This window comes from Allobosea sp. NPDC003192, assembly GCF_050275675.1.
Lineage (GTDB): Bacteria > Pseudomonadota > Alphaproteobacteria > Rhizobiales > Beijerinckiaceae > Allobosea.
The window spans coordinates 270163-287847 of sequence record NZ_JBNNPK010000005.1; the positions used below are offsets into that span (position 1 = coordinate 270163).

A 17685-nucleotide genomic window follows, 5' to 3' on the forward strand; every position below is an offset into this window, starting at 1 on the left:
CTGGAGCGCGAGCCTTAATCGGCTGACCGTGCTCCGTCAATGAATGAAGAAGGTTCGTAACATCATGTCCAACCTGCGCGAGCAGTTCACCGCCGACCTCAAGACCGCGATGAAGGCCGGCGAGAAGGGCAAGGTCGCCGCCATCCGCCTGGTCCAGGCGGCGCTGAAGGACAAGGACATCGAGGCGCGCGGCGCCGGCAAGGGCGAGGCCTCGGCCGACGAGATTCTCGCCTTGCTGCAGAAGATGATCAAGCAGCGCCAGGAATCGATCGCGATCTACGACGCCAATGGCCGTCCCGAGCTCGCCGAGGGCGAGCGCGCCGAAGTCGCGGTGATCTCCTCCTATTTGCCCAAGCAGATGAGTGACGAGGAGATCAAGGCGGCGATCGAGGAGGTCATCGCCGAAACCGGCGCATCCGCAGTGAAGGACATGGGCAAGGTGATCGGCGCGCTGCGCGGGGCCTATGCCGGCCAGATGGACTTCGCCAAGGTCTCCCCTATGGTAAAGCAGTTGCTGGGCGGCTGATCAGCCGGAGCGGCATTTCCGCCATGTCGACGGGGCTGCGTTTCGGCAAAGGAGGCTTCCGATGTCGAAACAGTGGGTTGCTGTCATCGCGCTCGGCCTCGCCTTGCAAGGTCCCATTGTCCTCGCCCAGTCGGAGGGCTGGGGCACCGGCTACCAGATGGGCACCTCCTATGCCGGGGTGAGCGGCGCCGACGGGACGCGGCTCACCTTCTATTGCGGGGATCCAGCGGCGGCGCGCGCCAATCCGGCGATCGCGGCCGGTCCCTATCTGATGGCCGTCCTGCCCAAGACGCAGCTCAAGGATGCCTTGCCGTCGGCGATCGAGATCGTGGCCGACGGCAAGGCGACGCGCGTGCCGGTCAAGGCCCAGGCTGGCGTCGACGAGGTCGAACTGACCTGGACGCCAAGTCGCGACTTCGGCCTCTCGGAGATGCAGCCGGTCGTGACGGATCTGCGCGAGGCGAAGAGGATCGAATTGCGCGCCGCCGAAGCCTCGGTCCTGCTGCCGACGGATGGCGTGGCAAAGGCCCTGGCCGGCGATCCGCTGAGCTGCCCGTAGGAGCCGGCTGCTTACGGCGAATAGCTCGTGCGCCGCATCACCCGCTCCTCGATCGCGCCGACCATGCGGCCGTGCTCGGCGGCGCTGCTGTCCTTGATCTTCGACCACTCCGCATCCTGCATGAAGCGGGCCCAGCTTTCGCGCATCGTCGCCTCGCTCGGCCAGCGCAGCACGTAAACGAACTCGGTTCGGTCCTTGGTCTTGGCCTCCCACATCGTCGCGATGTCGAAGCCATAGGTCTTCATGATGCGGGCGGCGTGGTCGCGGAAGCGGGCGTGGAAGGCGTCCTTGTTGCTCTCGAAGATCTCGTAGATACGCAGTTGCTCGATCATGGTCGCTCGTTCTGTTGCCGAGGTCGGGATGGTGACAAGGGTGGCTGCGGTCAGGGCCGCTGCGATCAGGCCCCATCGTCGCAAGCGGGGTGGCATGGCGAAGACTCCTCGCTGGTTGCTGTCGAGGCGAAGGTGCCAGCCGCTATGGTCGTCGTAAAATATATTGTTCGTTCTATTTTGATATGAATTACATATCGCGCGCGACCTGCCTGAGCACGGCGAGGAAGTTGTTTCGCGCCGGCGAGCCGCGTGTCGCATCCCAGGCGGCGATCAGCTCGACATGCCTCATCTCCGGCGGCGCTTCGACAGCGATCGGCCGGAAGGCGACGCCGGCGCGTGGCATCAGCGCAAGCGAGGCCGGGATCAGTGCGACGCCGAGCCCGCTTGCGACCAGGCTGGCGATGGTCTGCATCTGGCGGGCTTCCTGGATGATGCGTGGCGAGAAGCCGGCGAGGCGGCAGAGCCCGATGATCTGGTCGTGAAAGCCGACGCCGAGCTGGCGCGGCGTGCCGATGAAATCGTCGCCGGCAAGCGCGGCGAGAAGGATGTTCGCCTGCCCGGCGAGTGGGTGATCGTCCGGCAATGCGGCGAGGATCGGCTCGCGCAGCAGGCATTCGCTGGCGAGCTGCGCGACGATGATGCCGGGATGGCGCATCAGGCCGATATCGGCCTCGCCTGAGGTGATCGCCGCGAGCTGCTCGCCCGTGGTCGCCTCGCGCAGGATAATCTCGATGCCGGGATATTCGGCGCGGAAGCGGCGCAGCGCCGTCGGCAGCAGGTCATGGGCGGTGCCGACGAAGCCGATCGCAAGCCGGCCGGCCTTGCCGGAGGCGACGGCCTGCGCCTCGCGGATGCCTTCGTCGAGCTGGGCCAGGACGCGCCGGGCGCTGCCGAGGAAGGCCGCGCCTGCGGGCGTCAGCGCGACGCTGCGATTGCTACGCTCGAACAGAGATAAGCCGAGCGTGTCCTCAAGCTTGCGGATCGCCTGGCTGAGCGGCGGCTGCGCCATGTGCAGCCGTTCGGCGGCACGGTGGAAGTTGAGTTCCTCGGCCACGGCGGTGAACTGGCGCAGCAGCCGCGTCTCGACCGCGGGAGGCATCAGGCCCGCTCGATATCGGTCTGGGTGAAATCCTCACCCTTGTAGAGCAGGGGCCAGCCGCGCGATTTGGCGAGAGCGTATGCCGCGCAGTCGCCCATGTTCAGCTTGGCGGGATGGCGGCCCTTGCCGTAGCGGCGATAAGCGTCGAAGGCGAGATTGGAAAGCGGTTCGTCGAAGGCGATGACCTCGATGTTTTCGTTCGCCAGGAAATCATCGACGATCTCGGCGGGAATGCCCTTCGAGAAGACCAGAACGAGGCGTGCTTCCAACAGGTTGACGCTCGACATGAGGCGACGCCGGGCGAGTGCTATTCTCCTGGCGAACTCGGCAGCTTCCGGCTCATCGGTCAGGCAGGCGACCACTGCTGAGGTTTCGATGACGATCACGACCAGATGCCGTTCTCGTCATAGCCGAGGATATCGTCCATCTCTTCCTTCGTCATAGCGCGCTCGGCAGGCTTGACGTTGTATTTCTTGTAGAGCGCTTGCATCCGCTCATGCGCCGCCGCCACCCGCCGCGCCTTCTCCTCCTCGGACAATTCATCCTTGTCGAGCTCGCTCCTGACGGCCATGCGCACGGCTTCGGTCAGGCTGAGCCCGCGCCGGCGCGCCAGCTGGCGCACCACCTTCTCGGTCTCCGGGTCCTTGATGTTGAGCGCCACGGCTTTCTTCCTTTTCCGTGATTTTCTTTATCATATGGGGCTTGCTGTGGATATGGACCATAAGCTCGGCCTCGGCGGTTTCCGCGGTTGGCAAGCCGGCTCGCAGCAGCCAGATAGGAAGCCATGAAGTTCCCGCCCTCCGTCCTTGAGGAGATCAAGGCGCGGCTGCCTGTCTCGGCGGTCGTGGGCAAGCGCGTGCGCCTCGCCAAGGCCGGCCGGGAATGGAAGGGGCTCTCGCCCTTCAACGCCGAGAAGACGCCGTCCTTCTTCGTCAACGACCAGAAGGGCTCCTTCTTCGATTTCTCCTCCGGCAAGAATGGCGACATCTTCAAGTTCGTGATGGAGACCGAAGGGCTCTCCTTCCCCGAAGCGGTCGAGAAGCTCGCTTCCGAGGCCGGTGTCACCTTGCCGAAGGTCTCCTTCGAGGCGCAGGCGCAGGAGGAGAAGCGTAAGGGGCTGCACGAGGTCGTCGAGCTGGCGGCGCGCTTCTTCGAGGCCGAATTGCAATCCGAGCGTGGTGGGCTGGCGCGGCGCTACCTGTCAGGGCGCGGGCTCGAAGGCGAGGCGCGCAAGCTCTTCCGCATGGGTTATGCGCCGCCCGACCGATTCGCGCTGCGCGACCATCTCGCGGCCAAGGGCGTCGGCGTCGATGCGATGATGGAGACCGGGCTGCTGGTGCATGGCGAGGAGATCGCCGTGCCCTATGACCGCTTCCGCGACCGGATCATGTTCCCGATCCATGATGCGCGCGGGCGGGTGATTGCCTTCGGCGGCCGGGCGATGAGCGCCGACGTGCCCGCCAAGTACCTGAACTCGCCGGAGACGCCGCTCTTCCACAAGGGCGCGCTGCTGTTCAACCACCATAATGCCCGGAAAGCCGCGCACGACACCGGCCAGGTGATCGTGGTCGAGGGCTATGTCGACGTCATCGCCATGACGCTTGCCGGCTTCCCGCAGGTGGTGGCGCCGCTCGGCACGGCATTGACCGAGGATCAGCTCGGACTGCTCTGGCGGATGGCGGGCGAGCCGGTGATCTGCCTCGACGGCGACAAGGCCGGCCGCAAGGCGGCGGGGCGGGCGATCGATCTTGCGCTGCCGCTGCTCGAGCCCGGCCGCTCGCTTTCCTTCGCGCTGTTGCCGGAAGGCCAGGACCCCGACGACCTCGCCCGCTCGGGCGGCAAACCCGCCGTTGCCGAGGTGATTGGGGCGGCAAAGCCGCTGGTCGATATGCTCTGGGCCCGCGAGTTCGAGGCGAGCCAACTCGATACGCCCGAGCGGCGCGCCGCCTTCGAGCGACGGCTGAAGGAGCCGCTCGGCCTGATTCGTGACGAGGCGACGCGCCGGCACTATCGCCGCGAGATCGACGAGCGCATCGGCCAGCTCTTCGCGCCGCCGCAGCAGGAGCGCTTCGAGGGACGGCGCCAGAACGGAGGTGGCGGAAATCCACGTGGCGGGCGCGGCTTTCCCCGGGGCCCGGAGAGGGCGCCGCTTTCGCTGGTGCGACCGAGTCCGCAGCTCAGCAGTTCGCCGTTGATGCAGCGGCGGCATGGCGAGAATCAGCGCGAAGCGTTCATCCTGCTCGCTTTGGCGAGCCATCCCGACCTCGTCATGCGCTGCGTCGACGAGATCGCCGAGCTCGCACTCGACGGGACGGCGGCTGAGCGCTTCCGCCAGGCGCTGCTCGACGCGGCGATCGACGGCGCCTTCGACCAGGAGGCGTTCGGACGGCGGCTGGAGCAGGGGCGTGTCGCCGAAGCGCAGGCGGCGCTGCTCGCCGTCACCCAGCCGGCCGAGCGGCTGAAGCTGGCGCAAAGTGCTGATCCGGAATCGGTTTTTGATTCGATTCGTCAGGCTCTCGTCTTGCATCATCGCGCACGCACGCTACATAGCGAGCTGAAGGCAGCCGAACGCGCATTGGCTGACGAACCAACGGAAGCCAATTTCGCCTGGATGAAGGACGTCAAGGCCCGCCTCGAGACGATCGAGGGGACCGAGGCTAATTCTGACAAGTAGCCAGGCTGGCGCGTTGCCTTTCGTCGGCGGATCGAGGGCGGTTTTCGAGATGGTGCACGATTCATCAACGATGGTCGGCGCTATCTGCGGTGGATGATTTGGGTGGGTGCGCGGCAGCGACGGCTGCCGCGGCGCCCTTTTATGCGTCGGAGCGACAGCGCCGGCGCGCAAGAAGGCGGAGCGCTGATTGATGGCGACCAAAGTGAGCGAGCGGGACAAGTCCGAACCGGGTTCTCCGGAAGCGCCCCCGAGCACGGACAGCCCGCTCCTCGATCTCACCGATCAGGCCGTCAAGCGGATGATCAAGCTCGCCAAGAAGCGCGGCTATGTCACCTATGACGAATTGAACGAGGTCCTGCCTTCGGAGGAGTTCTCCTCCGAGCAGATCGAGGACGTGCTCGGCCAGCTCAGCGAGCAGGGCATCAACGTCGTCGACAACGAGGACCCGGAAGCGGCCGGCGAAGAGCGCGCGGCCCGCGGCAAGGACGATGGCGAGGACGAGGCCGAGGGCGGCGATCTCGTCGAGGCCCAGCGCTCGGCGCTGCCGGTCGAGACCAAGCGCAATCTCGAGCCGACCGAGCGCACCGACGACCCCGTCCGCATGTATCTGCGCGAGATGGGCTCGGTCGAGCTGCTCTCGCGCGAGGGCGAGATCGCGATCGCCAAGCGCATCGAGGCCGGCCGCGAGGCGATGATCGCCGGGCTCTGCGAGAGCCCGCTGACCTTCCAGGCGATCATCATCTGGCGCGACGAGCTCAACGAGGGCAAGGTCCTCCTGCGCGACATCATCGACCTCGAAGCGACCTATGCCGGCCCTGACGGCAAGAACCCGGAGCAGATGCCGGGCGAGGGCGAGGAAGGTGCGGACGCCGCCGAGGAGTCTGCGCCGGAGGGCGAGACCCCGCCCGAGGGCATGGACGACGACGATATCGAGAACAACGTCTCGCTCTCGGCGATGGAAGCCGAGCTGAAGCCGCGCGTGCTCGAGACCTTCGATTCGATCGCGAGCAACTACACCAAGCTGCGCCGCCTGCAGGACCAGGACATCGCCAACCGGCTGGAGAACACCAAGCTCTCGCCGTCGCAGGACCGCAAATACAAGAAGCTGAAGGACGACATCATCGTTTCGGTGAAGTCGCTCTCGCTCAACAACAACCGCATCGAGGCGCTGGTCGAGCAGCTCTACGACATCAACAAGCGCCTGATCTCGCACGAGACCCGGCTGCTGCGCCTGGCCGAGAGCTATGGCGTCGCGCGCGACGACTTCCTGAAGCAGCATATCGGCGGCGAGCTCGACCCGAAGTGGCTGCTGCGCGTCTCCAAGCTCGGCTCGCGTGGCTGGCGGGAGTTCGTCGCGCAGGAGAAGGACCGGATCAAGGATCTGCGCGAGGACATCCATACGATGGCCTCGGAGACCGGCCTGGAGATCCAGGAGTTCCGCAAGATCGTGCTGATGGTCCAGAAGGGCGAGCGCGAGGCAAGGCAGGCGAAGAAGGAGATGATCGAGGCGAATCTGCGTCTCGTGATCTCGATCGCCAAGAAGTACACGAACCGCGGCCTGCAGTTCCTCGACCTGATCCAGGAAGGCAATATCGGCCTGATGAAGGCTGTCGACAAGTTCGAGTACCGCCGGGGTTACAAGTTCTCGACCTATGCCACCTGGTGGATCCGGCAGGCGATCACCCGCTCGATCGCCGACCAGGCCCGCACCATCCGCATCCCGGTGCACATGATCGAGACGATCAACAAGATCGTCCGGACCTCGCGCCAGATGCTGCACGAGATCGGCCGCGAGCCGACCCCGGAGGAACTGGCCGAGAAGCTGGCCATGCCGCTGGAGAAGGTGCGCAAGGTCCTGAAGATCGCCAAGGAGCCGATCTCGCTCGAAACGCCGATCGGCGACGAGGAGGATTCGCATCTCGGCGACTTCATCGAGGACAAGAACGCGATCCTGCCGATCGACGCGGCGATCCAGAGCAATTTGCGCGAGACCACCACGCGCGTGCTGGCCTCGCTCACCCCGCGCGAGGAGCGCGTGCTGCGCATGCGCTTCGGCATCGGCATGAACACCGACCACACCCTCGAAGAGGTCGGCCAGCAGTTCAGCGTCACCCGCGAGCGCATCCGCCAGATCGAGGCGAAGGCGTTGCGCAAGCTCAAGCACCCGAGCCGCAGCCGGAAGCTCAGGAGCTTCCTGGACAATTGATCCGGAGATCAAACGGGGCGCTTCGGCGCCCCGTTTCATTTGGTGCGAGCGCGAGGGTCTTCCCGCTGCGCGGCTTTACTGGTTTGCCGCCATGGTTTTCTGGTATTCGCTGTACGCGTCCATCACGTCCCAGGCAGCGAAGACGATCGGAATCGTGACGCCGCCGGCTCTGGCGACGGTTGCCATGCGATTGTGCCTGGCGAGTTCCGCCGTCCGCGCCGCCACACGTGCGGTATCGTCGGCGATCCGGCGGGTCGCCTTCTCAGTCCCCTTTCTGGTCAGGGTCTGCTGGGCGAGCCGGGCCGACTGCTTGTTGATCTCGCCCTGCGCCGAGCGGATCGCGCTCTGGGCCTTTGCCGAGCCGGCGAGAGCCTTGTCGAGCACGCGCCCCGTGCCGCGGCCCAACGCTTCACTGACCGAGGCTTTCGCGACTTCCGTCCCGACATCCTGGTTGACGATCGCCGCCACCTGGGCATCGGCGCCGGTCTCCCAATTCTTGATAACCGAATGGGTGATCGAATGAGCGGCACCGGCGAGCGCGAACGCCGTCCCTCCCGCACCCGCCTGGAGGCCGAGAATCGTGAGGCCGCCGCCGGCGACCGCAGTGCCGCCGACCAGCGCAGGGACGACGAGTCCAACGCCGACGACGACGCCGATCGCGGCAACGCCGACCTGCGCGCCAAGCTTGATGCGGGCGAGATTCTGGATGCCCTGCTGGGTCTCCCGCATGACGTCGCTATTGATGCCGGAGACCTCGCGATAAAGGCTCAGGATGTCGTTTCGCGCCATGTCACGGAGATGCCCGAGGAACGACAGGTACTCTTGTCCGCCGCGGGGGCCCTGTTCGGCCAGTTTTCGAATCCAGGTCAAAATGAACCGCTCGAACATCTGATCCGTGCGGCGTTCGATTTCGGCCGGAGCTCCGTCCTTCACCACGGCCATGCCGGGTGGTTCCTTCCAGAAGAAGACCGTGTAGATCGCATTGATGACCTTGCTGTCCCTGTACGTCTCCCACTCGACCTTCATGGAATGCTGCGTCGCGATGACGAGTGCGCAGGAGCGAATAAACCGGCTGACCGTGGGCAGATCGTAGCAGATAACCGAAATATTCTTTTGCATGCTTTCGCCCTGGTTGGAATCGAACGAGGTTTTTCGATGTGCTGATGATGACGTAAGGGAATTCGATATGCCTAGAGGTGGGCCCTTCGTGTCGCGCTCAGCTTTTATCGCTCGATCTCAACGAGCGATTGGACACTTCAGGGCTGGTTTCGACCTGAGGTTGTTCACAAGGGGCGGTGTGAACCGCCAGTTCTGCTGTGGATCAGCCTGCTGGCAAGGAGCCTTGCGACGGGCGGCGCATCAGCAGCCACAACGGCGATCAGCCGGGCAGACCCGGGCCCCAAGCAAGCAAAATCGGTCCTGTCTGCCACAGTTCTGCTAAGGTGAGCCTCACAATCGAGGCTTCCGCTGGAGGAGCAGAGATGACCGGTATCCCGACCGCCGAGGAGATCGAGGCCGCAAAGGCGGCGTTGCAGGCGAATCTTCCGCCCCAGGCGAAGAAGCAGGAAGAGGAAGGCTCGACGGCCGGAGACATCGTCAGCGGGGTCCTCGACGTCGCCAGCAATGTCTCGGTCGAAGCGATCGGTGTCGCGGTCGAGGTGGTCGGGACCGTTGTCGAGGGCGCCGGGACCGCCGTGGTTGCGACCGGCGAAGCGGTCGTCACGGTGATCGGCGGCATCTTCGAAGGGCTGGGCTAGAGCGTCTCCGCGTTTCGCTGAAACGCGGAAACGCTCCATCTCGTTGTTTTATCGCATCTTCTTCACGCGAACCGGTATCCGCTTCGCTCGAAAATGCTCTAGCAAGCCGCCCGAGAGAGCGATATCGATGCGGTTCCGGCAGCGTCGCTGGAGCTGGAGTGAAGCTGTGTCCCTCGAATTCCTGCTGACCTCGCTGATCATCGTCGCTTCGCCCGGGACGGGCGCGATCTATACCATCGCTGCCGGCCTGACCCGTGGGGCCAAGGCCAGCGTGCTCGCCTCCTTCGCCTGCACGCTCGGTATCGTGCCGCATCTGATTGCCGCGATGCTGGGCCTGGCGGCGCTGCTGCACGCCAGTGCGCTCGCTTTCGCGATCGTCAAATATGCCGGCGTCGCCTATCTGCTCTGGATGGCCTGGCAGACGCTGAAGGAGCAGGGCGCGCTCAGCGTCGAGACCAAGGCCGACAAGCGTTCGGCCTGGCGCGTGCTGGTCGACGGCCTCGCGCTCAACGTGCTCAACCCCAAGCTCTCGATCTTCTTCGTCGCCTTCCTGCCGCAGTTCATCGCCGCCGACGAGATGAGCCCGATGGCGCGTATGCTCGAGCTCTCGGGCGTGTTCATGGCGATGACCTTCGTCGTCTTCGCGCTCTATGGCCTGTTCGCCGCGGCGATGCGCGATCACGTGGTAAGCCGGCCGGCGGTGATGGCCTGGCTTCGCCGCACCTTCGCGGCAGCCTTCGTCGCGCTCGGCGCCAAGCTCGCGCTGACAGAGCGCTGATGGCGGGCAAGCAGGGCCGCCTCGCGATCGAGACGCGCGGGGCGGGGCTCTACGAATTCACCGACGCGGTCGTTCGCTTCGTACGCGAGGCGGCCGTCGATACCGGCCTGCTGACGCTGTTCGTGCGCCATACCTCCTGCTCGCTGCTGATCCAGGAGAATGCCGATCCGGACGTGCAGCGCGACCTTTCCGCCTTCTTCTCGCGGTTGGTGCCGCCCGCGGACGATCCGGCGATGGTCTATCTCGTTCATCGCGCCGAGGGGCCGGACGACATGCCGGCCCATATCAAGGCGGCGGTGCTGCCGGTCTCGCTTGGTATCCCGGTGAGCGGAGGGCGACTGGCGCTCGGCACTTGGCAGGGCATCTATTTGTTCGAGCATCGCACCAGCCCGCATCGGCGCGAGGTCGTGCTGCATCTGGCTTGAGCCGTCAGCTGGTGCTGGGGCGGACGAGCAGCCGCATGAAGGTGCCATAGCAATCGTGCAGCTCGTCCGGCGACAGGCTGAGGTCGAGCTGCTGGAAGCCGATGAAGGCGGCGTATTCGACGCGGGCCAGAGCGAGGGCTTCCGGTGGCGTGAAGCGCCCGCTCTCGCCATGGAGCTTTTCCAGATAGCCGATGCGCTCGCGGTCGACCTCGGCGCAGGTCGCGGCGACCCCCGGATCGAGCTGGGCGAGCCGGCGCATGCCCTGTTCGATGCGCATATCGAGGGCGAGGGCCATGCGGTCGAGCGCGATCAAGCGATCCTGCGCCGGGCCGCTCTTATCGGTCTCCTGCATCAGGCGATGGGTATGGGTCTCGCGCCAATGGCCGGCGAGCGCGACGAGATAGGCCTCTATCGCCGGGAAATGGGCATAGAACGAGCCTTTCGTCTTGCCGGCGCGACGGCAGAGCGCCTCGATCGTCAATCCGGCCGGGCCCTGTTCCGCGAGTGAGACAAGACCGAGCGCGAGCCAGTCGCCCAGACGGAAGCGAAGCGGGGCAGGGGAGGTCACTGCCACAGGCCGATCGCGCCGCTGGCAGCGATCGCCGCGAACAGCGCCCATTGCGGGAAATGCACGACCCGCAGGCGGAAGAGGACGATCATGCCGAGGCCCCAGAAGCAGAACAGCGCAGCACCGGCGGTGGCAAAGAGGGCGAGGTCTCGGCTGCCCAGGCCGGTCGCAACGAGGCCGAACGCGAGCGCCAGTGCGGCGAGCACGATCGTCACCAGATGCCAGCAATAGTACATGGTGAACTTCGGCACGGCGTGCAGGCGCTCGGCGGCAAGCAGGGGGGCAGCGATCTCGCGGCCGCCGAGAATGACGTGGATCAGCGTCGTGGCGGCGGCGAGCGCGGCGGCAAGGGCGAGCCAAACGTTCATGATGGCCTCTCAAAATAATACCATACTGTACGGTATTATTTTTAGAGAATGCAAGCCTCCGAACTGCAGGCGGCGACGGTGCCGATGGCGGGGAGGTGCCCGAGGCGGCGAAGGCGAGCGCGGCGACTCTTGTCTGAAGCGGGGCGGATCACCGACCGGCGTAGTATTCGGGCTCGGGCGGCGGCTCCCAGGACTGGCCAGTGGCGATCAGGCAGCTCACGCCTTCGGGAAATGTCGCGAACAATGTGAAGGAGCCGTTGGGTGAAGCGAAGAGCTCGATCACGCTGCCGTTTGCGGCGAGACCGTAGCCCATCCGGCGCTCGCCGTAGAGTTCATGCAACTGGCTCGTCGCCATACTGCGCTCGGCACAAGGAATGCCGGCAGGAGCCTCGGCGCGGACCGGGCCGCAGGACAGTGCCAGCGCCAGCGCGGCCGGCAAGCAGGGTGCGAGGAAGCGCGTCATGGCTGCTCCTGCGACAGAGCGGCATGGAAGCGCGCGCGAAGGTGGACGGGCTCGGCTTTTTCCGCCCTGTCTGAAAAAGACATGGTGATCTCGATGCCGGTGCACCAGAGGCGCAGGGCAGCGGGGGCGACAGATCTGGCTCTTGGCCAAGTGGCCGGCATCTGCGCTATACAGCGCGGACAGATGGAGCCCGCCATGTCCTTTCTCAAATCCCTGTTCGGTCGCAAGGAAGCCAAGCCGGCCGGCCAAGCGGCGCCGCTGAAGAGCACCGAGTACAAAGGCTTCACCATCCATGCGACGCCGTTTCCTGAAGGCGGGCAGCAGCAGCTTTCCGGGGTGATCGAGAAGGAGATCGACGGCGAGATGAAGAGCCACCGCTTCATCCGGGCGGATCGCTTCCCCGGTGCCGAGGAGGCTGCGGACTTCGCCATCGTCAAGGCCAGGCAGCTGATCGACGAACAAGGCGAACGACTGTTCAAATAGGATTTATGGTAATCTCTGTTCTGGGCAGGAATGTTGCTCCAATATTGTAGGCTCAATATCGGTTCAAAATTTCAAATCTAAGCGACCATTGCGGTTTCCCTACGAAATGGCCCAAATTTAAGTCAAATAATACGGAGCATGCTGTGGCCTTTGACCTCTTCGGGGTGGCCATTTGGCTGGGGGCTCGGATTCGCCTCTGCCATTTAAAACTTTATTCGGTTTTTTCCGCTTTGATGCCATCACGTTGTTCGTCGTATCGAGATCGTCCGCATGCCTCCCAATTCCCCCGGCAGCCAGAAGCCGGATGAACCTGCGGGTGCGCAAGCCGGCGTCGCCGATGACAGCTGGTTCCGCGAAGTCGTGACGCAATTGCCCCTGGCGCTCTACGCGACCGATGCCGAAGGACGTGTGACCTATTTCAATCAGGCTGCTGCCCGGTTCGTCGGACGTCAGCCGCAGCTCGGGCATGATCGCTGGTGCATCGCCCATCGCCTCTTCCAGGTCGACGGTTCGCCGCTGGCGCATGAGGACTGCCCGCTGGCGGTCGCTCTGCGGGAGAAGCGGCCGATCCGCGGCGTCGAAGCGCTGGCCGAGCGGCCCGATGGCAGCCGTGTACGCTTCATGCCGCTGCCGACGCCGTTCTACGATGCCGAAGGCAGGCTCGCCGGTGCAATCAATGTGATGGTCGACGTCAGTACCGGCCCGCAGGCCGGGAGCGATGCCGCATCCTCCGCCCACCACCTCGCCGAAGAGCTCGCGGCCGCGATCGCGCAGAAGCAGCTGCATCTGCACTATCAGCCGGTCTTCTCCGCGGCGGGCGTCCTCACGGGCTTTGAGGCGCTGGCGCGCTGGGTCCATCCCGAGCGCGGCGTGATCCCACCATCCGACTTCATCCCGGCGGCAGAGGAGAGCGGGCTGATTCTGCCGCTGGCACGCGAACTGCTGTGCCAGGCCTGCACCGAGGCGGCGAGCTGGGAGAAACCGCTGCGCATCGCCGTCAACGTCTCGCCGCTGCAGTTCCGCCACGGCGACCTGCCGGGGCTGATCGACGAGATCCTGGTCGAGACCGGGCTGGAGCCGGAGCGGCTCGAGCTCGAGATCACCGAAGGGGTGATGATCACCGATTTCGACCGCACCATGCTGGTGCTGCACCGGATCAAGGCGCTCGGCGTGCGCATCGCGCTCGACGATTTCGGGACGGGCTATTCCTCCCTCTCCTATCTGCACATGTTCCCGCTCTCGACGCTGAAGATCGACCGCAGCTTCGTCGCCAATCTCGGCGTCGCCTCGGAGGCGGCGGCGATCACCCGCGCGGTGATCGCGCTCGGTCATGCGCTCGGCATCGAGGTGGTGGCCGAGGGCGTCGAGACGCGCGAACAGCTCGACTTCCTTATCGACGAGGGCTGCAACTACATGCAGGGCTATATGCTCGGGCGGCCGCTGCCGCCCGAGCAATATGCCGACCTGACCGGCCGCAAGGGCTGAGCTAGCCTCGCCGGCCCGCTGCCTGCAGCTCGGCGAGCAGGGCCTCGCCGTTCCAGCGCTTCCTGTCGTTTTCCGCGGCTTTGACGAGCAAGACCAGCAGCGCATTCACCGGCGCCTGCCGCCCGAGCCGCTGCGCCAGGCTGACAACCTCGCCATTGATCCAGTCGATCTCGGTCCTGCGCCCGGCGGCGAGGTCGTCGGCCATGGAGGAGCGCGCCGACGGGTCGATCGCCAGCATCTTGCGCGCCAGCCGGGCGAAGAGCGCGTCGGGCAGGCGCAGCAGCATCGGAATCCAGCGCGCCGGCAGTGGCGTCAACCGGGCGGGCGCGATCCCTGCCTGCTTCAACAGAGCGAGCGCCTCGGCCTGGGCGAGAGCGAGGCAGCGGCGATAGGCGCGCTGCGCCAACTCCTGCTGCAGCGGCAGGCCGGAGAGGGCGTTGACTGCATTGTTGAGGTTGAGAAGCAGCTTGGCCCATTGCACCGGGACCATGTCGCGATGCCTACGCAGGGCGAAGCCGGCGCTGGCGAAATCATCAAGGATGGGTGCGAGGGCCGGGGAGTCCGCGACCTCGGGCTCGCCCTCGGAAGCTTGATGGAAGGCGCCAGGGCCGCGCCTGATGACGTTGAACGGCACCATGCCGGCAAGCACGATGCGGCCGGGTAGAGCTTCGTGCAGCGTATCCGCATTGCCGATGCCGTTCTGGAAGCTGATCACGACGGCGTTCGGCCCGATGACGCCGGCAAGCTCCGCGGCCGCCTGCGCCGTAGCGCCGGATTTGACCGTGACGAGGATCAGCTCGGCTGCCGTAGCCGCCTCCGGCTCGGTCGAGAAGGCGGTGGCTTCCGGCGGAACGCGCCAGTGGCGGCCATTGTAATGCGTCAGGGTCAAGCCGTGCTGCCGAAGCTCCTCGCCGATGCCGGGGCGACCGACGAAGCCGACCTCGGCGCCGGCGGCGGCGAGCCGGCCGCCGAGATAGCAGCCGATCGCGCCGGCGCCATAGATGCAGATTCTCGCCATCATCTCCTCGCGACAGGCGGTCAGCATGCCGGGCAGGCCGCGCCCAGGGCAAGAGCATCGCCCGGGGAGCGGCTGCTCCAACATCCGCGCTGCATCACCCCGCCGCCCGCGCGCTTGTGGTGCGGTTCGCCGCTGCCTAATGCTCAGGCACGGAGAAGAAACTTCTCCGATGGGACGGTGAGGAAACATGAACGCCCAGGACGCGCGCTATGCGCCGGATTCAGCCTATGCCTGGATGAGGCTCGCGCTGGCCTTGCTGGTCGGGACGATCGCCTGCGTCGGCTCCTGGTCGGCCGTGGTGGTGGTGACGGCGGTGCAGAAGGAGTTCGGCGTCATGCGCGCCGATGCTTCGCTGCCCTATACCTGCGCCATGATCGGCTTCGGCATCGGCAATATCGTCATGGGCCGCCTGGTCGATCGGTTCGGCATCGCCCTGCCGATCATGCTTGGCGCCGTGCTGCTGGCCGCTGGTTATTCGCTCGCCTCGGTTGCTGGCTCGCTCTGGCAGTTCGCGCTGGCGCATGGCTTCCTCATCGGGCTCGGCGCCGCGACCGGATTCTCGCCGTTGATCGCCGATCTCTCGCACTGGTTCCGGCGCTATCGCGGCCTCGCCGTCGTCTTCGGCGCCTCGGGCAGCTATCTCGCCGGCATGTTCTGGCCCCAGTTGATCAACTGGGGTGTCGAGACGCATGGCCTGCGCACGACACATCTATGGCTCGGCATCGCCTGCCTGGTGGTGATGCTGCCGCTGGCGCCGCTGTTCCGGCGCCGGCCGAATGCGGCGACCCTCGCGGCGGCCGAGGTGACAAGCGCTGGTGCACGCGGCAGCCTCGGACTGTCGCCGAACCAGCTGCAATTGCTCCTGGTCGTGGCCGGCTTCTGCTGCTGCGTCGCGATGTCGATGCCGCAGGTCCATATCGTCGCCTATTGCAGCGATCTCGGCTATGGCGTCGCCCGCGGCGCCGAGATGCTGACGGTGATGATGGCGCTAGGCATCGTCAGCCGTGTCGGCTCGGGCTTCGTCGCCGACAGGATCGGCGGCACGGCGACGCTGGTCCTGTCCTCGCTGATGCAGGGCATCGCGCTCTTCCTCTATCTCTGGTTCGACGGCTTGAGCTCGCTCTTCATCGTCACCGGCATCTTCGGCCTGTTCCAGGGCGGGATCGTGCCGATGTATGCGGTGGCGATCCGCGATTACATGCCGCCGCGCGAAGCGGGCGCACGCATCGGCGTGGTGATGTCGGCGACGATCTTCGGCATGGCCTTCGGCGGCTGGGTCTCGGGAGCGATCTTCGACGCGACCGCGTCCTACCGGCTCGCCTTCCTCAACGGCCTCGCCTGGAACCTGATCAACCTCTCGATCGTCTGCTGGCTGATGCTGAAGGCGCGGCCCAAGCTGGCGGCTGCCTGATCAGGCGGGGGCGGCGCCCGGCCGATAGGTGCCGAAGCACCAGACATGACCCTCCGGGTCCTTGCAGATGAAGTCGCGGCTGCCATAGGGCTGGTCGGTCGGCTCCATGCAAATCTCGGCTCCCGCCGCGCGGGCGCGCGCGCAGAGCGCGTCGATCCCGGCCGTCGCGACATAGGGCGAGGCGGTGGTGCCGCCGAGCTCGGCCGGGCGCGAGACCAGCTTGCCGATCGCGTTGTTCTCCGACGAACCGAGCATGATGAAGCTATCGCCCATGCGCAGCTCACCATGCAGCAGGGTCTTGCCGTCCTCGGAATAGTAGGCGGCATGCTTCTCGAAGCCGAAGGCTGCGATCAGCCAGTCGTACATCCGCGGTGCGTCGGCATAGCGCAGCGAGATCGAGATCATCGGCGGGGGGTGCTCATCGCGTTCCTCCTGCAGTGTCGTGGCTTGACCCAGCATGCGGGTGCGCCAAGCTGGGCTCAAGACTGGCCGGAAGGAATCCATGCTGCAGTTCGAGCGTCGTCACGAGCGGCTCGTCCCGATAAGGCGCTTTGCGCTGCGCCTGGGGCGCGCGATCCTGCTCTGGCTGGGGCTCACCATCGTCGGGCTCGCCATCGGCATGATCGGCTACACCGCCAGCGAAGGCATGAGCGGGGTCGACGCTTTCGTCAACGCGGCGATGATCCTCTCGGGCATGGGGCCGGTGACCGAGCTGAAGACCGCCGGGGGCAAGCTGTTCGCCGGCTTCTATGCGATCTTCTCGGGTTTGTTTGTGGTGATCGCCACCGGCTTCGTGCTGGCGCCGATCCTGCATCGTGTGCTCCACTCCTTCCATATCGAAGAGGGGAAGGGCAACGATGACTGAGCCTGGCGCGAATCCTGCCGAAGAACCCTGCGGTACCCTGACCGTGCGCACCATCGCCATGCCGGCGGACACCAACGCCAATGGCGATATCTTCGGCGGCTGGGTGATGTCGCGCATGGACCAGGCTGGCGGCATTGCCGGGGTCGACCGGGCGCAGGGGCGCGTGGTGACGGTCGCAGTCGAGGCGATGACCTTCATCCGCCCGGTCAAGGTCGGCGACGTGCTCAGCGTCTACACCTCGGTGAAGTCGGTCGGGCGCACCTCGATGAAGATCCAGGTCGAGGCCTGGGCCAAGCGCTTCCGCACCACGCTCCATGAGAAGGTCACCGACGCGACCTTCACCTTCGTCGCGATCGACGACGAGGGCCGGCCGCGGCCGGTTCCGGCCCTGCCGGCGGGGTAGGGGAGGGATTGTCCCACGCAGGGCTGATCGTCTTGGCTCCTCCCTTCCCCCTTGTGGGGAAGGGTTGGGGATGGGGGTGGTGCCGCTTGGTGACCGCTCGCCAGAACGGGGCTGGCAGCAGCGGAACCGCCGTCTGGTTCAGCCGATCACCTCGGCTTTGCGCCCCCACCCCTGCCCCTCCCCCCCAAGGGGGAGGGGTTCGCGCGCTCGGCAATTCCTAACAACCCGTAACCTCACCCTATCGCCGAGTGATTCAGAAGAATCC

Annotated in this window: 22 protein-coding genes; 12 read left to right on the forward strand and 10 right to left on the reverse strand. The window is 65.8% G+C overall.

Annotated elements, in window-relative coordinates; genetic code table 11:
• The first annotated feature begins 64 nt into the window (after nucleotides 1-64).
• Complete coding sequence (locus ACQKLX_RS09815; protein ID WP_427361388.1) at nucleotides 65-526, forward strand: GatB/YqeY domain-containing protein; 462 nt, start codon at nucleotides 65-67, stop codon at nucleotides 524-526.
• 61 nt (nucleotides 527-587) lie between these two features.
• Nucleotides 588-1085, forward strand: a complete 498-nt coding sequence (locus ACQKLX_RS09820) for a hypothetical protein (protein ID WP_427361389.1) — start codon at nucleotides 588-590, stop codon at nucleotides 1083-1085.
• Between the two features lie 11 nt (nucleotides 1086-1096).
• On the opposite strand, the gene ACQKLX_RS09825 is transcribed toward ACQKLX_RS09820, so the two are convergent.
• The 4 genes from ACQKLX_RS09825 to ACQKLX_RS09840 all read right to left on the reverse strand — a co-directional run bounded on the left by ACQKLX_RS09825 (nucleotide 1097) and on the right by ACQKLX_RS09840 (nucleotide 3177).
• Nucleotides 1097-1513, reverse strand: coding sequence for an NIPSNAP family protein (locus tag ACQKLX_RS09825; protein ID WP_427361390.1), 417 nt, complete (start codon nucleotides 1511-1513; stop codon nucleotides 1097-1099).
• 91 nt (nucleotides 1514-1604) lie between these two features.
• Nucleotides 1605-2516: a LysR substrate-binding domain-containing protein gene (locus tag ACQKLX_RS09830; RefSeq protein ID WP_427361391.1), complete on the reverse strand. Its 912-nt coding sequence runs from the start codon at nucleotides 2514-2516 to the stop codon at nucleotides 1605-1607.
• Entirely contained in the window at nucleotides 2516-2902 is a 387-nt protein-coding gene (locus ACQKLX_RS09835) for a type II toxin-antitoxin system VapC family toxin (protein WP_427361392.1), read from the reverse strand. Before ACQKLX_RS09835 ends, ACQKLX_RS09830 begins: the two co-directional genes overlap by 1 nt.
• Nucleotides 2899-3177, reverse strand: coding sequence for a type II toxin-antitoxin system VapB family antitoxin (locus ACQKLX_RS09840; RefSeq protein WP_427361393.1), 279 nt, complete (start codon nucleotides 3175-3177; stop codon nucleotides 2899-2901). The genes ACQKLX_RS09835 and ACQKLX_RS09840 overlap by 4 nt, the downstream gene beginning before the upstream one ends.
• A gap of 123 nt (nucleotides 3178-3300) precedes the next feature.
• On the opposite strand from ACQKLX_RS09840, the gene dnaG reads away from it, so the two are divergent.
• Together dnaG and rpoD are read left to right on the forward strand one after the other, a co-directional pair.
• The gene (dnaG, locus tag ACQKLX_RS09845; RefSeq protein ID WP_427361394.1) at nucleotides 3301-5190 is read left to right on the forward strand and encodes a DNA primase; all 1890 of its coding nucleotides are present in this window, start codon (nucleotides 3301-3303) and stop codon (nucleotides 5188-5190) included.
• A gap of 190 nt (nucleotides 5191-5380) precedes the next feature.
• Nucleotides 5381-7396, forward strand: a complete 2016-nt coding sequence (rpoD, locus tag ACQKLX_RS09850; RefSeq protein WP_427361395.1) for an RNA polymerase sigma factor RpoD — start codon at nucleotides 5381-5383, stop codon at nucleotides 7394-7396.
• 75 nt (nucleotides 7397-7471) lie between these two features.
• Here rpoD and ACQKLX_RS09855 read toward each other — a convergent pair whose 3' ends face one another.
• On the reverse strand, nucleotides 7472-8515 hold the full coding sequence (locus tag ACQKLX_RS09855) for a hypothetical protein (protein WP_427361396.1): 1044 nt from the start codon (nucleotides 8513-8515) through the stop codon (nucleotides 7472-7474).
• Nucleotides 8516-8877: 362 nt separating this feature from the next.
• Between ACQKLX_RS09855 and ACQKLX_RS09860 the strand changes: the two genes are divergently transcribed.
• The 3 genes from ACQKLX_RS09860 to ACQKLX_RS09870 all read left to right on the forward strand — a co-directional run bounded on the left by ACQKLX_RS09860 (nucleotide 8878) and on the right by ACQKLX_RS09870 (nucleotide 10356).
• Nucleotides 8878-9153 (forward strand): hypothetical protein, encoded by a 276-nt coding sequence (locus ACQKLX_RS09860; protein WP_427361397.1) that lies wholly within the window; start codon nucleotides 8878-8880, stop codon nucleotides 9151-9153.
• Between the two features lie 166 nt (nucleotides 9154-9319).
• Entirely contained in the window at nucleotides 9320-9931 is a 612-nt protein-coding gene (locus ACQKLX_RS09865) for a LysE family translocator (protein ID WP_427361398.1), read from the forward strand.
• Complete coding sequence (locus tag ACQKLX_RS09870) at nucleotides 9931-10356, forward strand: secondary thiamine-phosphate synthase enzyme YjbQ (protein ID WP_427361399.1); 426 nt, start codon at nucleotides 9931-9933, stop codon at nucleotides 10354-10356. Before ACQKLX_RS09865 ends, ACQKLX_RS09870 begins: the two co-directional genes overlap by 1 nt.
• 4 nt (nucleotides 10357-10360) lie before the next feature.
• Here the strand turns inward: ACQKLX_RS09870 and ACQKLX_RS09875 are convergent, their stop codons facing one another.
• From ACQKLX_RS09875 to ACQKLX_RS09885, 3 genes are all read right to left on the reverse strand, one after another.
• Entirely contained in the window at nucleotides 10361-10930 is a 570-nt protein-coding gene (locus ACQKLX_RS09875) for a TetR/AcrR family transcriptional regulator (RefSeq protein ID WP_427361400.1), read from the reverse strand.
• Nucleotides 10921-11292, reverse strand: a complete 372-nt coding sequence (locus ACQKLX_RS09880) for a hypothetical protein (RefSeq protein ID WP_427361401.1) — start codon at nucleotides 11290-11292, stop codon at nucleotides 10921-10923. Before ACQKLX_RS09880 ends, ACQKLX_RS09875 begins: the two co-directional genes overlap by 10 nt.
• 148 nt (nucleotides 11293-11440) lie before the next feature.
• Complete coding sequence (locus tag ACQKLX_RS09885; RefSeq protein ID WP_427361402.1) at nucleotides 11441-11755, reverse strand: hypothetical protein; 315 nt, start codon at nucleotides 11753-11755, stop codon at nucleotides 11441-11443.
• Between the two features lie 81 nt (nucleotides 11756-11836).
• Between ACQKLX_RS09885 and ACQKLX_RS09890 the strand changes: the two genes are divergently transcribed.
• Both ACQKLX_RS09890 and ACQKLX_RS09895 read left to right on the forward strand, forming a co-directional pair.
• A complete protein-coding gene (locus ACQKLX_RS09890; protein WP_427361403.1) occupies nucleotides 11837-12238 on the forward strand; it encodes an HlyU family transcriptional regulator in 402 nt (133 codons plus the stop codon).
• A gap of 270 nt (nucleotides 12239-12508) precedes the next feature.
• Nucleotides 12509-13723 (forward strand): putative bifunctional diguanylate cyclase/phosphodiesterase, encoded by a 1215-nt coding sequence (locus ACQKLX_RS09895; protein WP_427361404.1) that lies wholly within the window; start codon nucleotides 12509-12511, stop codon nucleotides 13721-13723.
• A 1-nt stretch (nucleotide 13724) separates the two neighbouring features.
• Here the strand turns inward: ACQKLX_RS09895 and ACQKLX_RS09900 are convergent, their stop codons facing one another.
• On the reverse strand, nucleotides 13725-14768 hold the full coding sequence (locus tag ACQKLX_RS09900) for a 2-dehydropantoate 2-reductase (protein ID WP_427361405.1): 1044 nt from the start codon (nucleotides 14766-14768) through the stop codon (nucleotides 13725-13727).
• Between the two features lie 160 nt (nucleotides 14769-14928).
• Between ACQKLX_RS09900 and ACQKLX_RS09905 the strand changes: the two genes are divergently transcribed.
• On the forward strand, nucleotides 14929-16152 hold the full coding sequence (locus ACQKLX_RS09905) for an MFS transporter (RefSeq protein ID WP_427361406.1): 1224 nt from the start codon (nucleotides 14929-14931) through the stop codon (nucleotides 16150-16152).
• Here ACQKLX_RS09905 and ACQKLX_RS09910 read toward each other — a convergent pair whose 3' ends face one another.
• Nucleotides 16153-16611: a VOC family protein gene (locus tag ACQKLX_RS09910; RefSeq protein ID WP_427361407.1), complete on the reverse strand. Its 459-nt coding sequence runs from the start codon at nucleotides 16609-16611 to the stop codon at nucleotides 16153-16155.
• 43 nt (nucleotides 16612-16654) lie between these two features.
• On the opposite strand from ACQKLX_RS09910, the gene ACQKLX_RS09915 reads away from it, so the two are divergent.
• Together ACQKLX_RS09915 and ACQKLX_RS09920 are read left to right on the forward strand one after the other, a co-directional pair.
• Nucleotides 16655-17017: a hypothetical protein gene (locus ACQKLX_RS09915; RefSeq protein ID WP_427361408.1), complete on the forward strand. Its 363-nt coding sequence runs from the start codon at nucleotides 16655-16657 to the stop codon at nucleotides 17015-17017.
• Nucleotides 17010-17420 carry an acyl-CoA thioesterase gene (locus ACQKLX_RS09920; protein WP_427361409.1) on the forward strand — a complete coding sequence of 137 codons (411 nt, stop codon included), beginning with the start codon at nucleotides 17010-17012 and terminating at the stop codon, nucleotides 17418-17420. The genes ACQKLX_RS09915 and ACQKLX_RS09920 overlap by 8 nt, the downstream gene beginning before the upstream one ends.
• Nucleotides 17421-17685: the final 265 nt, after the last annotated feature.